The 18,489-nt window shown below is 56.3% G+C and carries 15 protein-coding genes; 11 read left to right on the top strand and 4 right to left on the bottom strand.

What is annotated here, in order from left to right:
* Nucleotides 1-127: 127 nt before the first annotated feature.
* The 6 genes from pgi (at nt 128) to psiE (ending at nt 6,506) form a co-directional block, all read left to right on the top strand.
* A complete protein-coding gene (gene pgi, locus FFS28_RS17305) occupies nt 128-1,777 on the top strand; it encodes a glucose-6-phosphate isomerase (RefSeq protein WP_088209289.1) in 1,650 nt (549 codons plus the stop codon).
* Between the two features lie 363 nt (nt 1,778-2,140).
* Nucleotides 2,141-2,383 carry an exopolysaccharide production protein YjbE gene (gene yjbE, locus FFS28_RS17310; protein ID WP_006177501.1) on the top strand — a complete coding sequence of 81 codons (243 nt, stop codon included), beginning with the start codon at nt 2,141-2,143 and terminating at the stop codon, nt 2,381-2,383.
* A gap of 63 nt (nt 2,384-2,446) precedes the next feature.
* Nucleotides 2,447-3,085, top strand: a complete 639-nt coding sequence (locus FFS28_RS17315) for a YjbF family lipoprotein (protein ID WP_058610084.1) — start codon at nt 2,447-2,449, stop codon at nt 3,083-3,085.
* Nucleotides 3,082-3,822: a capsule biosynthesis GfcC family protein gene (locus FFS28_RS17320; RefSeq protein ID WP_137903552.1), complete on the top strand. Its 741-nt coding sequence runs from the start codon at nt 3,082-3,084 to the stop codon at nt 3,820-3,822. Before FFS28_RS17315 ends, FFS28_RS17320 begins: the two co-directional genes overlap by 4 nt.
* Nucleotides 3,822-5,918, top strand: a complete 2,097-nt coding sequence (locus tag FFS28_RS17325; RefSeq protein WP_137903553.1) for a YjbH domain-containing protein — start codon at nt 3,822-3,824, stop codon at nt 5,916-5,918. The genes FFS28_RS17320 and FFS28_RS17325 overlap by 1 nt, the downstream gene beginning before the upstream one ends.
* 177 nt (nt 5,919-6,095) lie before the next feature.
* Nucleotides 6,096-6,506 (top strand): phosphate-starvation-inducible protein PsiE, encoded by a 411-nt coding sequence (gene psiE, locus FFS28_RS17330; RefSeq protein ID WP_000202963.1) that lies wholly within the window; start codon nt 6,096-6,098, stop codon nt 6,504-6,506.
* Nucleotides 6,507-6,599: 93 nt separating this feature from the next.
* Here the strand turns inward: psiE and malG are convergent, their stop codons facing one another.
* The 3 genes from malG to malE form a co-directional block, all read right to left on the bottom strand.
* Nucleotides 6,600-7,490 carry a maltose ABC transporter permease MalG gene (gene malG, locus FFS28_RS17335; protein WP_006177494.1) on the bottom strand — a complete coding sequence of 297 codons (891 nt, stop codon included), beginning with the start codon at nt 7,488-7,490 and terminating at the stop codon, nt 6,600-6,602.
* A gap of 14 nt (nt 7,491-7,504) precedes the next feature.
* A complete protein-coding gene (gene malF, locus FFS28_RS17340) occupies nt 7,505-9,049 on the bottom strand; it encodes a maltose ABC transporter permease MalF (protein WP_137903554.1) in 1,545 nt (514 codons plus the stop codon).
* A 125-nt stretch (nt 9,050-9,174) separates the two neighbouring features.
* Nucleotides 9,175-10,365: a maltose/maltodextrin ABC transporter substrate-binding protein MalE gene (gene malE / locus FFS28_RS17345; RefSeq protein WP_042321183.1), complete on the bottom strand. Its 1,191-nt coding sequence runs from the start codon at nt 10,363-10,365 to the stop codon at nt 9,175-9,177.
* A gap of 371 nt (nt 10,366-10,736) precedes the next feature.
* On the opposite strand from malE, the gene malK reads away from it, so the two are divergent.
* The 5 genes from malK (at nt 10,737) to ubiA (ending at nt 15,848) form a co-directional block, all read left to right on the top strand.
* On the top strand, nt 10,737-11,846 hold the full coding sequence (malK, locus tag FFS28_RS17350) for a maltose/maltodextrin ABC transporter ATP-binding protein MalK (protein WP_088209293.1): 1,110 nt from the start codon (nt 10,737-10,739) through the stop codon (nt 11,844-11,846).
* 74 nt (nt 11,847-11,920) lie between these two features.
* A complete protein-coding gene (locus tag FFS28_RS17355) occupies nt 11,921-13,225 on the top strand; it encodes a maltoporin (protein ID WP_474204639.1) in 1,305 nt (434 codons plus the stop codon).
* Nucleotides 13,226-13,338: 113 nt separating this feature from the next.
* Nucleotides 13,339-14,289, top strand: a complete 951-nt coding sequence (gene malM / locus FFS28_RS17360; protein ID WP_102891690.1) for a maltose operon protein MalM — start codon at nt 13,339-13,341, stop codon at nt 14,287-14,289.
* Between the two features lie 178 nt (nt 14,290-14,467).
* On the top strand, nt 14,468-14,965 hold the full coding sequence (gene ubiC / locus FFS28_RS17365) for a chorismate lyase (RefSeq protein WP_088209296.1): 498 nt from the start codon (nt 14,468-14,470) through the stop codon (nt 14,963-14,965).
* 13 nt (nt 14,966-14,978) lie between these two features.
* Entirely contained in the window at nt 14,979-15,848 is an 870-nt protein-coding gene (ubiA, locus tag FFS28_RS17370) for a 4-hydroxybenzoate octaprenyltransferase (RefSeq protein WP_006177486.1), read from the top strand.
* An 89-nt stretch (nt 15,849-15,937) separates the two neighbouring features.
* Here ubiA and plsB read toward each other — a convergent pair whose 3' ends face one another.
* Nucleotides 15,938-18,358, bottom strand: coding sequence for a glycerol-3-phosphate 1-O-acyltransferase PlsB (plsB, locus tag FFS28_RS17375; RefSeq protein ID WP_042321176.1), 2,421 nt, complete (start codon nt 18,356-18,358; stop codon nt 15,938-15,940).
* Nucleotides 18,359-18,489 lie beyond the last annotated feature (131 nt).

The raw sequence follows: 18,489 nt of genomic DNA on the forward strand, positions 1-18,489 counted from the left end.
ACTTTTCGGGTCTTTTCACCTGCGTTTGATGCAGACCAGGGCAATGGCATAAAAACCATCACAATTTTTATTTGCAGGCGCTACAATCGACCGCAGTCACAATTCTCAAATCAGAAGAGTATTGCTAATGAAAAACATCAACCCAACGCAGACCTCTGCCTGGCAGGCATTACAGAAACATTTTGATGAAATGAAAGACGTCACCATCGCGGATCTGTTCGCGAAAGATGCCGATCGTTTCAGTAAGTTCTCCGCGACCTTCGATGACCTGATGCTGGTGGATTTCTCCAAAAACCGCATCACCGAAGAGACGCTGGCAAAGCTGCAGGATCTGGCGAAAGAGACTGAGCTGGCTGACGCCATCAAATCCATGTTCTCCGGTGAGAAAATTAACCGTACCGAAGACCGCGCCGTACTGCACGTTGCGCTGCGTAACCGCAGCAACACGCCGATTATCGTTGATGGCAAAGACGTGATGCCAGAAGTCAACGCGGTACTGGAGAAGATGAAAACCTTCTCCGAATCCATCATCTCCGGAAGCTGGAAAGGCTACACCGGGAAAGCCATCACCGACGTGGTCAACATCGGTATCGGCGGTTCTGACCTCGGTCCGTTCATGGTGACCGAAGCGCTGCGTCCGTACAAAAACCACCTCAACATGCACTTTGTCTCGAACGTAGATGGTACCCATATTGCCGAAGTGCTGAAGACGGTTAACCCGGAAACCACGCTGTTCCTGGTGGCGTCCAAAACTTTCACCACCCAGGAAACCATGACCAACGCCCACAGCGCGCGCGACTGGTTCCTGAAAACCGCAGGTGACAACAAGCACGTGGCGAAACACTTCGCAGCGCTTTCTACCAACGGTAAAGCGGTGGGCGAGTTCGGCATCGACACGGCGAATATGTTTGAGTTCTGGGACTGGGTTGGCGGCCGCTACTCTCTGTGGTCCGCGATTGGCCTGTCCATCATCCTGTCCGTTGGCTTCGACAACTTCGTTGAGCTGCTCTCCGGCGCACACGCGATGGATCAACACTTCGCCACCACCGCACCTGAGAAAAACCTGCCAGTGCTGCTGGCGCTGATTGGCATCTGGTACAACAATTTCTTCGGCGCTGAAACCGAAGCGATCCTGCCTTACGATCAGTATATGCACCGCTTTGCGGCCTATTTCCAGCAGGGCAACATGGAATCCAACGGTAAATACGTTGACCGTAACGGCAACGCGGTGGATTACCAGACTGGCCCAATCATCTGGGGCGAACCGGGCACCAACGGCCAGCACGCGTTCTACCAGCTGATTCACCAGGGCACCAAAATGGTACCGTGCGATTTCATCGCCCCGGCTATCACACACAACCCGCTGTCCGACCACCATCCTAAGCTGCTGTCTAACTTCTTCGCGCAGACTGAAGCGCTGGCGTTCGGCAAATCACGCGAGGTGGTAGAGCAGGAATACCGCGATCAGGGTAAAGATCCGGCGACGCTGGACCACGTTGTGCCGTTCAAGGTGTTCGAAGGCAACCGCCCAACCAACTCCATCCTGCTGCGCGAAATCACCCCGTTCAGCCTGGGGGCGCTGATTGCGCTGTATGAGCACAAAATCTTCACGCAGGGCGCGATCCTGAACATCTTCACCTTTGACCAGTGGGGCGTAGAGCTGGGCAAACAGCTGGCAAACCGCATTCTGCCGGAGCTGGGTGATGATAAAAACGTCGACAGCCACGACAGCTCAACGAATGGTTTGATTAACCGTTATAAAGCATGGCGTGCGTAATTAATATGTCATGAAAAAAGCCGGCGTAATGCCGGCTTTTTTATCGGATAATTCCGCATGTCTGTTAGTTAACTCAAATTCCTGCTGTGAGTTTAATCTGAAAAAGGCTGTAAACCATTTAGTTACTGCGGTTTATTTTAGGAATATACGCAGGTGCGTTATTATTGCATTAATTATATCTGCATGTTTTTAAACATTTTTATATTATATTAATTATTCTTAACCATCCGTTTTAACCAATAATCTGAAAACCCTTCTGCTATTTCCTCATGCGGTAATCCCTCTGCTTTAGTTGTGTATACTCGATTCCGCCTGAATTTCTTTTCGGGCAAATCTCCATTCATTCATTGAAGGGAAATTGTTATGAAGAAAGTACTGTATGGCATTTTTGCCATATCTGCGCTTGCGGCGACATCTGTCTATGCGGCTCCGGTTCAGGTCGGAGAAGCGGCAGGGTCGGCAGCGACGTCTGCGTCTGCGGGGAGTTCTACCGCATCCAGCACGAGCACCGTAAGTTCAGCCGTGGGTGTCGCGCTGGCGGCAACCGGTGGCGGTGATGGCTCCAATACCGGAACCACGACCACTACGACGACCAGCACCCAGTAATACCGGGTGTTTTAATCATAACCACACTTCGGTGTGGTTATTTCGCCCCTTCGGAGAAGAGTCGTGAAGCGACCTGCAATCATCCTGATTTGCCTGCTGTTGCAGGCGTGCTCGGCCACCACTAAAGGGCTGGGACATTCCCTGTGGGACAGCATGTTTGGCACGCCGGGCGTGCATCTGACCGATGACGAACTGCAAAACATGCCCTATGCCAGCCAGTACATGCAGTTAAACGATGGCCCGCAGCTGTTTGTGGTGCTCGCTTTCGATGAAAACGGGCAGCAGAAATGGGTGACGCAGGATCAGGCCACCATCGTGACGCAGCATGGCCGGATTGTGAAAACGCTGCTCGGCGGTGACAACCTGCTGGAGGTGAATAATCTCGCAGCCGATCCGCTCATCAAGCCTGACCAGGTCACCGACGGCGCAAGCTGGACGCGCACGATGGGCTGGACCGAGCACAAGCAGGTGCGCTACGCCACGGCCCGCTCGACCTTCCGCTGGGACGGTACGGACAGCGTGCAGGTGGGCAGCGACGAAACGCAGGTTCGCGTGCTGGATGAAGAGGTGAAAACCGATCAGGCGACCTGGCACAACCGCTACTGGGTGGACGAAGAGGGGCAGATCCGTCAGTCCCTGCAGTACCTCGGCGCCGGTTTCTTCCCGGTGAAAACCACCCTGATCAAGGCGGCGAAATCATGAAAAAGACCGTTATCGCCATCGTGCTGCTCGCCGGCTTTGCCGCGCCGCTGGCCTGGTCTGCGGGCACCGTGAAGGTATACACGCCGGAGAACGCGCAGCCTAAAACCTTAACTAACGCCGGACACCTGCTCGATCTCGTCGGGCAACCGAGGCTGGCCAACAGCTGGTGGCCCGGCGCGGTGATCGGCGAGCGGCAGGCGTCGGTTGAGGCCGAACAAAAGCATAACGCGCTCCTCGCCCGACTGACCGGGTTAGCTGGTCAGGAAGATGGCGATGACGCCGCCGCTATCAACAGCGTACGTCAGCAGCTTCAGGCGCTGAAGGTCACCGGACGCCAGACGATAAACCTCGATCCCGATGTCGTGCGCGTGGCGGAAAAGGGGAATCCGGCGCTGGAAGGGGAATACACGCTCTGGCTGCCGACGCAGCCGTCAACCGTCACCGTAATGGGGCTCATCAGCAGCCCGGGCAAAAAGCCTTTTACGCCGGGCCGCGACGTGGCGAGCTATCTCGACGAGCAAAGCCTGCTCAGCGGGGCGGATAACAGCTACGTCTGGATCGTCTATCCGGACGGGCATACCCAAAAAGCGCCCGTGGCGTACTGGAATAAGCGCCATATCGAACCCATGCCCGGCAGCGTGATTTTTGTCGGTTTTGCCGACCATTTCTGGACGAAGGCGTATGACGGGCTGAATGCCGATATCCTTCATTCCCTGACGCAGCGGATCCCGGATTAATGAAAAAAACCTATCTCTACAGCATGCTGGCGCTGTGCGTCAGCGCCGCCTGCCATGCAGAAACCTGGCCCGCGCCTATCGGCCCGTCGCAATCCGATTTTGGTGGCGTCGGTTTACTGCAAACGCCTACCGCGCGGATGGCGCGTGAAGGTGAAATCAGCCTTAACTACCGCGATAACGATCAGTATCGCTACTACTCTGCGTCGGTGCAGCTGTTCCCGTGGCTCGAAACCACGCTGCGCTATACCGACGTGCGCACGAAACAGTACAGCAGCGTCGACGCATTCTCCGGCGATCAAACCTATAAAGACAAAGCCTTCGATGTGAAGCTGCGCCTGTGGGAAGAGAGCTACTGGATGCCACAGGTCTCCGTCGGCGCGAAAGATATCGGCGGTACCGGCCTGTTTGATGCGGAATACGTTGTGGCCAGCAAAGCCTGGGGACCGTTTGATTTCTCACTCGGCCTCGGCTGGGGCTACCTCGGTACCAGCGGCAACGTCAAAAACCCGTTCTGCTCCTACAGCGACAAATATTGCTACCGGGATAACAGCTATAAAAAAGCCGGCTCCATCAACGGCGACCAGATGTTCCACGGCCCGGCCTCGCTGTTTGGCGGCATCGAATACCAAACGCCGTGGCAACCGCTGCGCCTGAAGCTGGAGTATGAAGGGAATAACTACAGCGAAGATTTTGCCGGGAAGATTGAGCAGAAGAGCAAGTTTAACGTCGGCGCCATTTACCGCGTCACCGACTGGGCCGACGTTAACCTCAGCTACGAGCGCGGCAATACCGTGATGTTTGGCTTCACGCTGCGCACCAACTTTAACGACATGCGTCCGCACTATAACGACAATGCCCGGCCTGCGTACCAGCCGGAGCCGCAGGACGCCATCATCCAGCACTCCGTCGTCGCTAACCAACTGACGTTGCTGAAGTACAACGCCGGATTCGCCGATCCGAAGATCCAGACTAAGGGCGATACGCTCTACGTTACCGGCGAGCAGGTGAAATATCGCGACTCGCGCGAAGGGATCGAACGCGCTAACCGGATCGTTATGAACGATCTGCCTGAGGGGATCCGCACGATCCGCGTAACGGAAAACCGCCTTAACCTGCCGCAGGTGACCACGGAAACCGACGTCGCCAGCCTGCGTCGTCATCTTGAGGGCGAACCGCTGGGGCATGAAACCGAGCTGGTGCAAAAACGCATCGAGCCGGTCGTGCCGGAATCGACCGAGCAGGGCTGGTACATTGATAAATCGCGCTTTGATTTCCACATCGACCCGGTGCTGAACCAGTCCGTCGGCGGGCCGGAAAACTTCTACATGTACCAGCTTGGCGTGATGGCAACCGCGGATCTGTGGGTTACCGACCACCTGCTGACCACCGGCAGCCTGTTCGGCAACATTGCCAACAACTACGACAAGTTCAACTACACCAACCCGCCGAACGACTCGAAGCTGCCGCGCGTGCGTACCCGCGTGCGTGAATATGTGCAGAACAACGCCTACGTGAACAACCTGCAGGCCAACTACTTCCAGTACTTCGGCAACGGTTTTTACGGCCAGGTGTACGGCGGCTATCTGGAAACCATGTACGGCGGCGCGGGGGCGGAGGTGCTTTACCGCCCTGTCGACAGCAACTGGGCGTTCGGCATTGACGCCAACTATGTGAAACAACGTGACTGGCGCAGCGCCCAGGACATGATGAAGTTCACCGACTACAGCGTCAAAACGGGCCATCTCACCGCCTACTGGACGCCGTCGTTCGCCCAGGATGTGCTGGTCAAAGCCAGCGTCGGCCAGTATCTTGCAGGCGACAAGGGCGGCACGCTGGACATCTCGAAACACTTCGACAGCGGCGTGGTCGTGGGCGGCTATGCCACCATCACCAACGTTTCGCCGGACGAATACGGGGAAGGGGATTTCACCAAAGGCGTGTATGTCTCGATTCCGCTGGACCTCTTCTCGTCAGGCCCAACCCGCAGCCGTGCCGCCGTGGGCTGGACGCCGCTGACGCGCGACGGGGGCCAGAAGCTTGGACGTAAGTTCCAGCTGTATGACATGACCAGCGATAAGAACATTAACTTCCGTTGATGCTGCTTGCCCGGTGGCGCTGCGCTTACCGGGCCTACGATAGTTTTTTTGTAGGCCGGGCAAATGCAGTGCCGCCCGGCAGGAATGCTGCTGCGAGCCAAACATAAACAAAAAATATAGATCCCCGTCACATTTTTGCGTTATACAGGAACCTCGTCCTGGAGAATGAGGTGCTGTATGACATCCCTGACTCGCCCACGCGTTGAGTTTATCTCAACCATCCTCCAGACCGTGCTGAACCTCGGTCTGCTGAGCCTTGGTCTGATTCTGGTCGTCTTTCTCGGCAAAGAGACGGTGCATCTGGCGGATGTGCTGTTCGCCCCTGAGCAAACCAGCAAATATGCGCTGGTGGAAGGCCTGGTGGTCTACTTTCTCTACTTTGAATTTATCGCCCTGATTGTGAAGTATTTTCAGTCCGGCTTTCACTTCCCGCTGCGCTACTTTGTCTATATCGGGATCACCGCGATAGTGCGGCTGATCATCGTCGATCACAAATCCCCGCTCGATGTGCTGATCTACTCGGCGGCGATCCTGCTGCTGGTGATCACCCTCTGGCTGTGCAACTCGAAGCGGCTGAAACGCGAATAAAAAAAGGGCGCTCCGGAGAGCGCCTAACAGTCACAAGTTGGTTCAATACAATACGTCAAAGTTGAGGGTTGCAGTGGCATAACACATTGAAACTTAACCTTTCACACCGCCCGCCGTCAGGCCGTTAACCAGCCAGCGCTGTGCCAGCAGGAACACGACGGTAATCGGGATAGCGGAAAGGACGGCCGCAGCGGCAAAGTCGCCCCACAGGTAGTTTTGCGGGTTGAGGTATTGCTGCATCCCGACCGCCAGCGTGTAGCTGTTAACATCACGCAGCAGCAGGGAAGCGACCGGAACTTCGGTGATTGCGGCGATAAACGACAGAATAAACACCACCGCCAGAATCGGCACCGACAGCGGCAGAAGCACGAGGCGGAACGCCTGCCACGGAGTTGCGCCATCCAGCGCCGCCGCTTCTTCCAGCGAGCCGTCGATGGTTTCGAAATACCCTTTGATGGTCCACACGTGCAGGGCGATACCGCCGAGATAGGCGAAGATCACGCCGCCGTGGGTGTTAAGACCGATAAACGGCACGTACTGGCCCAGGCGGTCAAACAGGGCGTACAACGCCACCAGCGAAAGCACCGCGGGGAACATCTGGAAAATCAGCATCCCTTTCAGCAGCGTTGCTTTGCCCGGGAAACGCATGCGGGCAAAGGCGTAAGCACAGGTGGTGGACAGCGTCACAATACCAATTGCGGTGATGGTCGCCACTTTCACTGAGTTCCACAGCCACAGCAGCACCGGGAACGGCGGCGGCGTAACGCGGCCATCCGCGTGCTCGACGCTAAAGCCCAGCGCGAGCTTCCAGTGCTCCCAGGAGATTTCATCCGGGATCAGGCTGCCGGTTGCGAAGTTGCCCGAACGCAGGGAAATCGCGATGACCATCAGCAGCGGGAACATAATTGCCGCGATAAATATTAGCAGGCCTAAGTGAGTTGCAAAGAGGCGCAGCTTTTGAGATTTGGGTTGGACCATAGACATATTCTGTGCCCTCCTTAGTCGAATTTCATGCGTGTGGCTTTCAGGTTCACAATCGCCAGCGCGCCCACCAGCAGGAAGATCAGCGTGGCAATTGCCGCCGCCAGGCCGAAGTCCTGACCGCCGCCGCCCTCAAAGGCGATGCGGTAGGTGTAGCTCACCAGCAGGTCGGTATAGCCTGCCGGGGTGGTAGTGCCCAGGCGGTCCGGCCCACCGTTGGTCAACAGCTGAATCAGCACGAAGTTGTTAAAGTTAAAGGCAAAGCTGGCGATCATCAGCGGGGTCAGCGGCTTGATGAGCAGCGGCAGCGTAATTCTGAAGAAGTTCTGGAACGGGCCTGCGCCGTCCATCGCCGAGGCTTCGTACAGGTCGTCCGGGATAGCCTTCAGCAGCCCCATGCACAGGATCATCATGTACGGATAGCCCAGCCAGGTGTTGACGATGATAATCATCGATCGGGCGGTCGTCGGGTCGCTGAACCAGGCCGGTTTGATGCCAAACAGCGCGCTCAGCATCATGTTGATTTCACCGAAGCTCTGGTTAAACAGCCCTTTGAAAATCAGAATTGAGATGAACGACGGCACGGCGTAGGGCAGGATCAGCAGCACGCGGTAAATCGCTTTGCCCTTCAGGGATTCCCACTGGACCAGGCACGCCAGTACCATGCCCACGGCGACGGTCAGGATCACGGTCAGCACCGAGAAGACCACCGTCCAGACGAAGATGGCGAAGAACGGTTTCTGGATCCCTTCGTCGGTAAAGACGCGGGTGAAGTTATCCCAGCCGATGGTCACGGTGTAGCCCGGGCTGAGTTTGTCGTCGCCCCAGCTGCCGTCGGCATTCACCGACTGATAAAAACCGATATCGTTGTTCGGACGGTATTTCACGCCGCTCTGGTTGTTGGTCAGCGTGCCGTCATCCGCTTTGGTGTAAAGCGGCTGGGTGCCGGAGAACTGGCGCAGCGAGCTCATGGTCACTTTGCTTTCATCCGGCAGTTCGGCGGTGAGCTGGGTCAGCGCCTGACGATTCTGGGTGATGATACGCAGGTTTGCACGTTCACCTTCCGGCAGGGCTGCTGCCTCTTTCAGGGGCAGCTTTTGTTCGCCGCCAAATGTGAACGCGTCGGAGATAAAGACCTTTTGGGTTTCCTGGTCAGTGAGCGCTAACTTCCACTTATTGCCTTCAGGATACAGGCCGAAGTTAAAGGTTTTACCCGCCTGATAAGAACGGTCCATCAGCACCTGCACCGCGCGTTCCTGCGCGAGCTGGTTGGTACTACTGTAGTTGGTGAAGGCGATGGCGATGGTGCAGATCAGCGGGAACAGTACGAACAGCCCCATCCCGGCCACGCCCGGATAGACATAGCGCCAGGCGTAAGCTTTACGGTTGGCGAAAATATACAGGCCAGCAGAGCTTAAAATCAGCGTCATGATGGCGAACAGGTTCTCCCCTTGTACGTACATTAAAACAACAAGGTAACCCACCAGCAGACAGAGCAGACCAATCACTGACCACTTCAGCGCGTCGCTTTGCCACCAGCGTTTCTTTTTAATGACATCCATGGGGTTCTTCCTCTACAGCGTGTGATCTTTTCTCCCTCTCCTGGGGGAGAGGGCCGGGGTGAGGGCGCGCGGATCGCGACAACCCTCACCCTAACCCTCTCCCAAAGGGAGAGGGAACTACGGCATTACTTAGTAATACGACCCTGCGCATCTTTCAGTGCTGCGTCGACGGTCTGGCGACCGCTTGCGGCGTTGATTACCGCGGTACGGGTGGCGTACCAGAATGCGGCCATCTGAGGGATGTTCGGCATGATTTCGCCTTTCTGGGCGTTATCCATCGTTGCCGCGATACGCGGATCCTTCGCCAGCGTGTCCTGGAACGATTTCAGCGCTACGGCGCCCAGCGGTTTGTCCTTGTTCACTTCCTCCAGACCCTGATCGGTCAGCAGGTAGTTTTCCAGGAACTCTTTCGCCAGCTCTTTGTTCGGGCTGGCGGCGTTGATGCCCGCGCTCAGCACGCCAACGAACGGTTTAGACGGCTTGCCTTTGAAGGTTGGCAGCAGCGTGACGCCGTAGTTGATTTTGCTCTTGTCGATGTTGCTCCAGGCCCACGGACCGTTGATGGTCATCGCGGTTTCGCCTTTGTTGAACGCCGCTTCCGCGATGGAGTAGTCGGTATCCGCGTTCATGTGTTTGTTCTTGATCAGATCAACCAGGAAGCCCAGACCGGCTTTCGCGCCGGCGTTGTCCACGCCCACGTCTTTCACGTCGTACTTGCCGTTTTCAAACTTGAACGCGTAACCGCCGTCGGCAGCAATCAGCGGCCAGGTGAAGTACGGCTCTTGCAGGTTGAACATCAGGGCGCTCTTACCTTTCGCCTTCAGTTCTTTATCCAGGGCAGGGATCTCTTCCCAGGTTTTCGGTGGGTTTGGCACCAGGTCTTTGTTGTAAATCAGCGAGAGCGCTTCAACCGAAACAGGGTAGGCGATCAGTTTGCCGTTATAACGAACCGCGTCCCAGGTGAACGGGAACAGTTTGTCCTGGAAGGCTTTGTCTGGCGTCACTTCAGCCAGCAGGCCTGATTGGGCGTAACCACCGAAACGGTCATGCGCCCAGAAGATGATGTCCGGGCCGTCGCCGGTCGCCGCAACCTGCGGGAATTTCTCTTCCAGCTTGTCCGGGTGTTCAACGGTCACTTTGATGCCGGTGTCTTTCTCGAATTTTTTACCCACTTCGGCCAGGCCGTTATAGCCTTTGTCGCCGTTAATCCAGATAACCAGCTTACCTTCTTCAATTTTGGCGAGAGCCGGTGCGGAAATCATCATTGCTGCCAGGGCGGACAATGCGAAAACGCGTGCGCCAGTCTTGATCTTCATATCTGCCATCCTTTTTGGTGATGTGCTCAGGGTACGTCTGCAGTGGTTCAACGTGACTCAGTCTCCTTATTTGACATCCTCTTTCCATCCTCCTGAGCCCTACGCCCCACCCCCTGTTAATGTGATCTCCGTTGCATAAATTTAAGTTATGAGTGCTGGCGCACACAAAAGCCCACTGATTTTTGCAGGCTGCTTCACGATTTTCGCCTAAGCCCACCGGCGCTGGTCGCAGAGCCTGCTCTCTCATCCTCCCGCCTCCTCCCCCATGAAAAAGGTGGGGGGTGGAGGATTCACGAAAGTAATGGAAGACGCATAGTGAACTTATCTTGAATGTTTCTGTCGGTGACAGGTTGTAACGAAGGGAGAAGGGCATGGCGAGCGTACAGCTGCGTAATGTAACGAAAGCCTGGGGCGACGTAGTGGTGTCAAAAGACATCAATCTGGACATCAACGAGGGCGAGTTCGTGGTGTTCGTCGGTCCATCTGGCTGTGGTAAATCGACTCTGCTGCGTATGATTGCCGGTCTTGAAACCATCACCAGCGGTGATTTGTTTATTGGTGAAAGCCGGATGAACGACATCCCGCCCGCCGAACGTGGCGTCGGCATGGTCTTCCAGTCCTATGCGCTTTATCCCCATCTGTCCGTTGCCGAAAACATGTCCTTTGGCCTGAAGCTGGCTGGGGCGAAAAAAGAGATCATCAACCAGCGCGTGACCCAGGTCGCCGAAGTATTACAGCTGGCGCACCTGCTGGAGCGTAAACCAAAAGCGCTCTCCGGTGGTCAGCGTCAGCGCGTGGCAATTGGCCGTACGCTGGTGGCGGAACCGCGCGTGTTCCTGCTGGATGAACCACTTTCTAACCTGGATGCCGCCCTGCGCGTTCAGATGCGTATCGAAATCTCCCGTCTGCACAAGCGCCTTGGCCGCACGATGATTTACGTCACCCACGATCAGGTCGAAGCGATGACGCTGGCCGACAAAATTGTGGTGCTGGACGCCGGTCGCGTCGCGCAGGTGGGCAAACCGCTGGAGCTGTATCACTACCCGGCAGACCGTTTCGTCGCGGGCTTTATTGGCTCGCCGAAGATGAATTTCCTGCCCGTTAAAGTGACCGCCACGGCGATTGAACAGGTACAGGTGGAGCTGCCAAACCGTCAGCAAGTGTGGCTGCCGGTCGACAGCGCTAACGTACAGGTCGGGGCAAATATGTCCCTCGGCATTCGTCCTGAGCATCTGCTGCCAAGCCACATCGCCGATGTGACGCTGGAAGGGATTGTTCAGGTCGTCGAACAACTTGGTCACGAAACACAGATTCATATCCAGATCCCCGCCATCCGTCAGAACCTGGTTTACCGCCAGAACGACGTGGTGTTGGTAGAAGAGGGTGCCACATTCGCTATCGGTTTGCCGCCAGAGCGCTGTCATCTGTTCCGTGAAGATGGCACCGCATGTCGTCGGCTGCATAAAGAGCCAGGCGTCTAAGCAATCCCAATAATAAGCACGAAACCGACAGGTGAAGTGTTCAAAGAAAAGCAATGATCTCAGGAGATAGAACGATGATTACTCTGCGCAAAGTCCCCCTGGCAGTCGCCATTGCGGCAGGCATCCTGTCTGCCCAGGCGGGTGCCGTAGACTTTAAAGGTTATGCTCGTTCCGGCATTGGCTGGACCGGAAGTGGCGGTGAACAACAGTGTTTCCAGGCAACCGGTGCTCAAAGTAAATACCGTCTCGGTAACGAATGTGAAACCTATGCGGAACTGAAACTGGGTCAGGAAGTGTGGAAAGAAGGCGACAAGAGCTTCTACTTCGACACTAACGTTGCCTATTCCGTGTCTCAGCAGAACGACTGGGAATCCACCAGTCCGGCCTTCCGTGAAGCAAACGTGCAGGGTAAAAACCTGATTGAATGGCTGCCAGGCTCCACCATCTGGGCCGGTAAGCGCTTCTATCAGCGTCATGACGTTCACATGATCGACTTCTACTACTGGGATATCTCAGGTCCTGGTGCGGGTATCGAAAACATCGATCTGGGCTTCGGTAAACTCTCTCTGGCAGCCACCCGCTCTTCTGAAGCAGGCGGTTCTGCAACCTTCGCCGATCGTGACGCGAACGGTGACCGTATTTATGACAACGTCGTACCAAACGACGTGTTCGACGTGCGTTTAGCCGGTATGGAAATCAACCCAGGCGGTACGCTGGAGCTGGGCGTTGACTACGGTCACACCAACATTCCTGATGACTACTACCTGCAGCCTGGCGCTTCTAAAGATGGTTGGCTCTTAACCGCCGAACATACCCAGAGCATGATGAAAGGCTTCAACAAGTTCGTTCTGCAGTACGGTACGGACTCCATGACCTCTAACGGTAAAGGCATCCCGCAAGGCGGAAGCATTGATAACGATGGTTCCATGTGGCGTGTGCTGGACCACGGTGCAATCACCCTGGCTGAGCGTTGGGACCTGATGTACGTCGGTATGTATCAGAATATCGACCGTGACAATAACAACGGTACCGAGTGGTGGACCGTGGGTGTTCGTCCAATGTACAAATGGACGCCGATCATGAGCACCTTGCTGGAAGTGGGCTACGACAACGTTAAATCGCAGAAAACCGACGACCGAAACAGCCAGTACAAAATCACCCTTGCCCAGCAGTGGCAGGCAGGCGACAGCATCTGGTCTCGTCCGGCAATCCGCGTCTTCGCAACCTACGCGAAGTGGGATGAGAAGTGGGGTTATGCAACCAACGACGACGCTGGTTACACCTCTGGCGTGGCGTATAACGATACTTCCGCGAAGACCTTCAGTCGTGGTGATAACGACGAGTGGACCTTCGGTGCCCAGATGGAAATCTGGTGGTAATTCGCAAGACCTGACGTAATGACCGAAAAGAGGGGCGCAAGCCCCTCTCTCCTTAGGGCGCTGCGCGCTATTGCCTGGCCACCGCAGCGTTCACGCTATCAGAGGTAATAACAATGAAAATGAAGAAAAGTCTCGTCGCGCTGTGCCTCTCTGCGGGCCTGCTGGCTAGTGCGCCAGCCATCACCTTTGCAGATGTCAATTTCGTTCCTCAGAATACCAGTGCTGCGCCAGCGATCCCGGCGGCGGCACTTCAGCAGCTGGTGTGGACGCCGGTTGATCAATCGAAAGTACAAACCACACAGCTTTCCGCTGGCGGTCAGTCACTGAACGTGCCGGGCATCAGCGGCCCGGTTGCCGCGTTTAGCGTGCCGGCCAACATCGGTGAATTAACCCTGACGCTGACCAGCGAAGTGAACAAGCAGACCAGCGTTTTTGCCCCTAACGTGCTGATCCTCGACCAAAACATGACGCCGTCAGCGTTCTTCCCAAGCAATTACTTTAACTATCAGGAACCGGGCGTAATGAGCGCGGACCGCCTGGAAGGGGTTATGCGCCTGACGCCAGCGCTGGGGCAGCAAAAAATTTACGTGCTGGTCTTTACCACCGACAACGATCTCCAGCAAACCACGAAGCTGGTTGACCCGGCAAAAGCCTATGCAAAAGGTACCGGAAACGCGGTTCCTGATATTCCGGACCCGCTTGCCCGCCACACCACCGATGGCCTGGTCAAACTGAAAGTGTCTACGAACAGCGCGTCCAGCGTGCTCGTTGGCCCATTGTTCGGCTCGTCTGGACCAGGTCCGGTGACGGTAGGTAACACCGCGGCGCCGGTATACGCAGCGCCTGTCGCGGCAGCACCAGCGGCCGCTGCGCCAGCGCCGGCACCGGCGAAAAAAGCTGAGCCAGTACTGAACGATACCGAAACCTATTTCAACAACGCCATTAAGCAGGCGGTGAAAAACGGCGACGTCGACAAAGCGCTGAAACTGCTTGATGAAGCCGAGCGTTTAGGGTCGACCACTGCCCGTTCCACCTTTATCAGCAGTGTAAAAGGCAAGGGGTGACCGTCTCCCCACAGTGCTGATTTGTTCGTTTTAGTGCGCCTGAGTGGGCGCACTTTTTTTCGTACCGCCCGTGCTGTTGCGCCATTGTTGCGATAGTGATCGCTAAATATCGTTTGGCCGCCCTCAATCTGCTTTTCTGCGATACAATGCGATAACGTTATGTATCGGAGAGTCTGGCATGTCACACCCTGCGCTTATGCACCTGCGTGCGCTGCGCTATTTAGACCACATACCCGCGCTTGACCCGGCGCAGCTTGACTGGCTGCTGCTGGAAGATTCCATGACAAAACGTTTTGAACAACAGGGAAAAACGGTCACGGTGACGCTGATTCAGGAAGGGTTTGTCTCAACTGATGAGATTGCCGATGAACTGCCGCTGCTGCCGCGTGAAGAACGCTACTGGTTACGTGAAATTTTACTGTGTGCCGACGGCGAGCCGTGGCTTGCCGGGCGGACGGTAGTGCCTGAATCGACGCTTTCCGGGCCAGAGCTTGCACTGCAGCGACTGGGAAAAACGCCGCTGGGGCGCTATCTTTTTACTTCGTCCGAGTTAACCCGAGATTTTATTGAGATTGGTCGCGATGCCGATCTGTGGGGACGCCGTTCCCGTCTTCGCCTGAGTGGTAAACCGTTAATACTGACGGAGCTGTTTCTACCCGCATCGCCGTTGTACTAAGAGGAAGAAAAAAATGGAGTGGAGTCTGACGCAGGACAAGCTGCTGGCCTATCACCGCTTGATGCGTACCGATAAGCCCATTGGCGCGTTGCTGCTGCTGTGGCCAACGTTATGGGCGCTGTGGGTAGCCACCCCGGGCTTACCGCCGCTGTGGATCCTGGCGGTGTTTGTGGCAGGTGTCTGGCTGATGCGCGCCGCAGGCTGCGTGGTCAACGATTATGCCGACAGAAAATTTGACGGCCACGTTAAGCGTACGGCCAACCGCCCGCTGCCGAGTGGTCAGGTTACCGAGAAAGAGGCCCGCACGCTGTTCGTGGTGCTGATTGCGCTCTCCTTCCTGCTGGTGTTAACCCTGAACACCATGACGATCCTGCTCTCCGTGGCCGCGCTGGCACTGGCGTGGGTCTACCCGTTTATGAAGCGCTATACCCATCTTCCGCAGGTGGTGCTGGGCGCGGCGTTTGGCTGGTCGATCCCGATGGCGTTTGCGGCGGTGAGCGAATCCGTACCGCTCAGCTGCTGGCTCATGTTCCTGGCCAATATTCTCTGGGCCGTGGCGTACGATACGCAATATGCGATGGTCGACCGTGACGATGACCTTAAGATTGGCATCAAATCAACGGCGATCCTGTTTGGCCGTCATGACAAGCTGATCATCGGCATTATGCAGGTCGCGGTTGTGGCCCTGATGGTCGCCATTGGTCGCCTGAACGGGCTGAACTGGGAGTTTTACTGGTCCGTGCTGGTGGCCGGACTGCTGTTTGCGTACCAGCAAAAGCTGATTGCGAAGCGTGAACGTGAAGCCTGCTTTAAGGCGTTTTTAAACAATAACTACGTTGGCCTGGTGCTGTTTATCGGGCTGGCGATGAGTTACTGGTCATAAAAAAGCCGGGTGACGGCTTCGCCTTACCCGGCCTACGATTTAGCGGAACATGTAGGCCGGGTAAGCGTTAGCGCCACCCGGCTTTAGCATCATTCGCCCTGCGTCGCACTCTCGATCGTTAAACGCACGTCCGAGGTAATCAGGTCTGCCAGCATCTGGTAGATCTTCATCGTCTCTTCCGGCTCGGCATCGCCCGTGTCGCTGATAAACCCTTCATCACGCAGCGTCAGCACCAGAGAGCTGAACACGGCCTTGTCGAAGAATTCCGGCGCGTTAATGCCGTGCAGAACGGACAGGCGCTGGGCCAGCGTCCGGCTCTCTTTTTCCAGCGTACCGCGGTTGATGGACGGGTTCGCGCTCAGCAGCCAGAAGGTAATGGCGTAGCGCTGAAGCGTCTCACGCGCGCCTGCCGCCAGCAGTTGCAGCGTCCGGGAACGTGATGGGTTGATGTTCAGCTCGTCCTCGGTGACGGTCACCAGCCCCTGACGACGCATCTCTTCCGTCAATTTATCCAGCTCTGCCGCCAGCTCATCTTTGCTCCAGCGCAGGAACAGCTCCGCTTTCAGCATCGGGTAGATGGCCGCAATATGGCGCAGCAGCTCCTGGCGAGAAATACGACGATGCTGGGTAATGATGGCAGCCATCAGCGACGGCAGCATCAGCATATGCGTGATGTTGTTGCGATAGTAGGTCATCAGCACGGCCTGCTCGCGCGGCAGAATGATGATATCGCCGATCGTATCTTTTTCGACTTCAAACTTGTTCATCTGCAGCGCATGGTCGATAAGCTCGCTGGCGGTGGCAGAAGGCACGGTAGAGTCGGTGGAGTACGGAACATTACGCATAATGTCGAGGTAGCAATCGAGCTGCTCGGTCAGCTGTTCACGGGTCAGTGAACGCTGGCGCGAGGCCAGAAGCGCCGTACAGCACAGGTTCATGGCGTTCGCCGCACCTGCGTTGTTAATGCGCACCATCAACTCCGAGGCGATGCCGTTTACCGTTGGCGTCAGCCAGGCCGGGCGTACCGCTTCGATGGGGTCGATAGATTCGCGCCACTCCGGAACGTGGTGGTTAAGGTAGGTCATCAGCGGCATTGGCTCGCCGAAGTTCACGTAGCCCTGACCGAGGTTGCGCAGCTTGCTCAGCCCACGCAGCATCTGCGGCAGGCTCTCTTTCTCTTTGGTCGCACCGCGCAGCTCTTTTGCGTAGGTGCCCACTTCCATGACGTGCTCATAGCCGATGTAGATAGGCACCAGCGTAATCGGACGCGTGCCGCCACGCAGCATCGCCTGAATGGTCATCGACAGCGTGCCGGTCTTCGGATCGAGCAGGCGACCGGTTCGGGAGCGTCCGCCTTCGACAAAGTACTCAACGGAATAACCGCGGCTGAACAACTCGCCCAGATATTCACGGAATACGGTGGAGTAAAGCTTGTTGCCCTTAAAGGTACGGCGAATAAAGAACGCACCCAGACGGCGGAAGATCGGCCCTGCTGGCCAGAAGTTCAGATTAATACCGGCCGCGATGTGCGGCGGCACCAGGCCCTGATGATAAAGCACGTAGGAAAGCAGCAGGTAGTCCATGTGGCTGCGGTGGCAGGGCACATAAACAATCTCGTGTCCGTCGTGTGCCAGCTGGCGCACGCGCTCGGCGTTGTGGACGTTAATCCCCTGATAGAGGCGGTTCCACGTGAAGCTGAGAATACGGTCAGAAAGCCGGATCATCTCGTAAGAGAAGTTCGCGGCGATCTCTTCCATCAGCGCAATGGCGTTTTGCTGGGCTTTCTCATGCGAGATTTTCTTGCTGCGCGCTTCGTCTTCGACGGCGCGAGCAATGGCTTTTGACGCCAGAAGCTTGTTGAACAGATCCTGACGCGCCGGGAGACGCGGGCCAACCGCGGCCAGACGCTGACGCGCAAAGTGCATACGCGCCACGCGCGCCAGTTTTTGCGCAATGATTTTGTCGGTGCCGTGTTCGTCTGCCATGCGGCGCAACGAAACGGAAGGGGAGAAACGGACAAAGCTGTCGCGCCCCAGCCAGGAGACGGCGAAGAATTTCTGGATGCCGTTGAGCATGCGCAGCGGCGGGTTCTCCTCGCCTTTTTCGCGGCCCGGACGACGACCAAACATCACGGAGACCGGCACCATCTGCACATCCAGGCCTGGATTGCTGCGGTGCAGGTCGAGATAGTCATGGAACAGCTTGATGGACTCTTCTTTCGGCGTGTAATAGGTGAACACGCGCGGCCCGCCGTGGATAAACACATAGCGTGGCAGCAATGTGCCATCAACTTCCAGCGGTTCTAGCGGGTCGGGAAGGTCATGCGCCAGACACTGGGCGCGAAGCGTCAGTAGGTCAGCCTTCGAGTTATAAGGCAAAACGTACATAATAGGGCGCGACGTATCGAGCCCTAATTCCAGCGCGGGTTCTGCTGGGATAGACTTACTTTTTACCAGGACGCTTAATGGTAAATTAAGTAACTTGTAGTAAATTCGTGGCCAGCCGGACATAAACGATGTAAAGCCTCTGGTTAATAATGCAATTGCGGCGCAAGGATAACAGAAAGCGCGCAAGATTTCTGTTGTTACCCGTCATACTTCAGGCTGCAGCAAAACGCGCTGCGGCTATATACACTGCATCC

The organism is Enterobacter sp. 2VL (genome assembly GCF_005503595.1).
GTDB lineage: Bacteria > Pseudomonadota > Gammaproteobacteria > Enterobacterales > Enterobacteriaceae > Enterobacter > Enterobacter cancerogenus.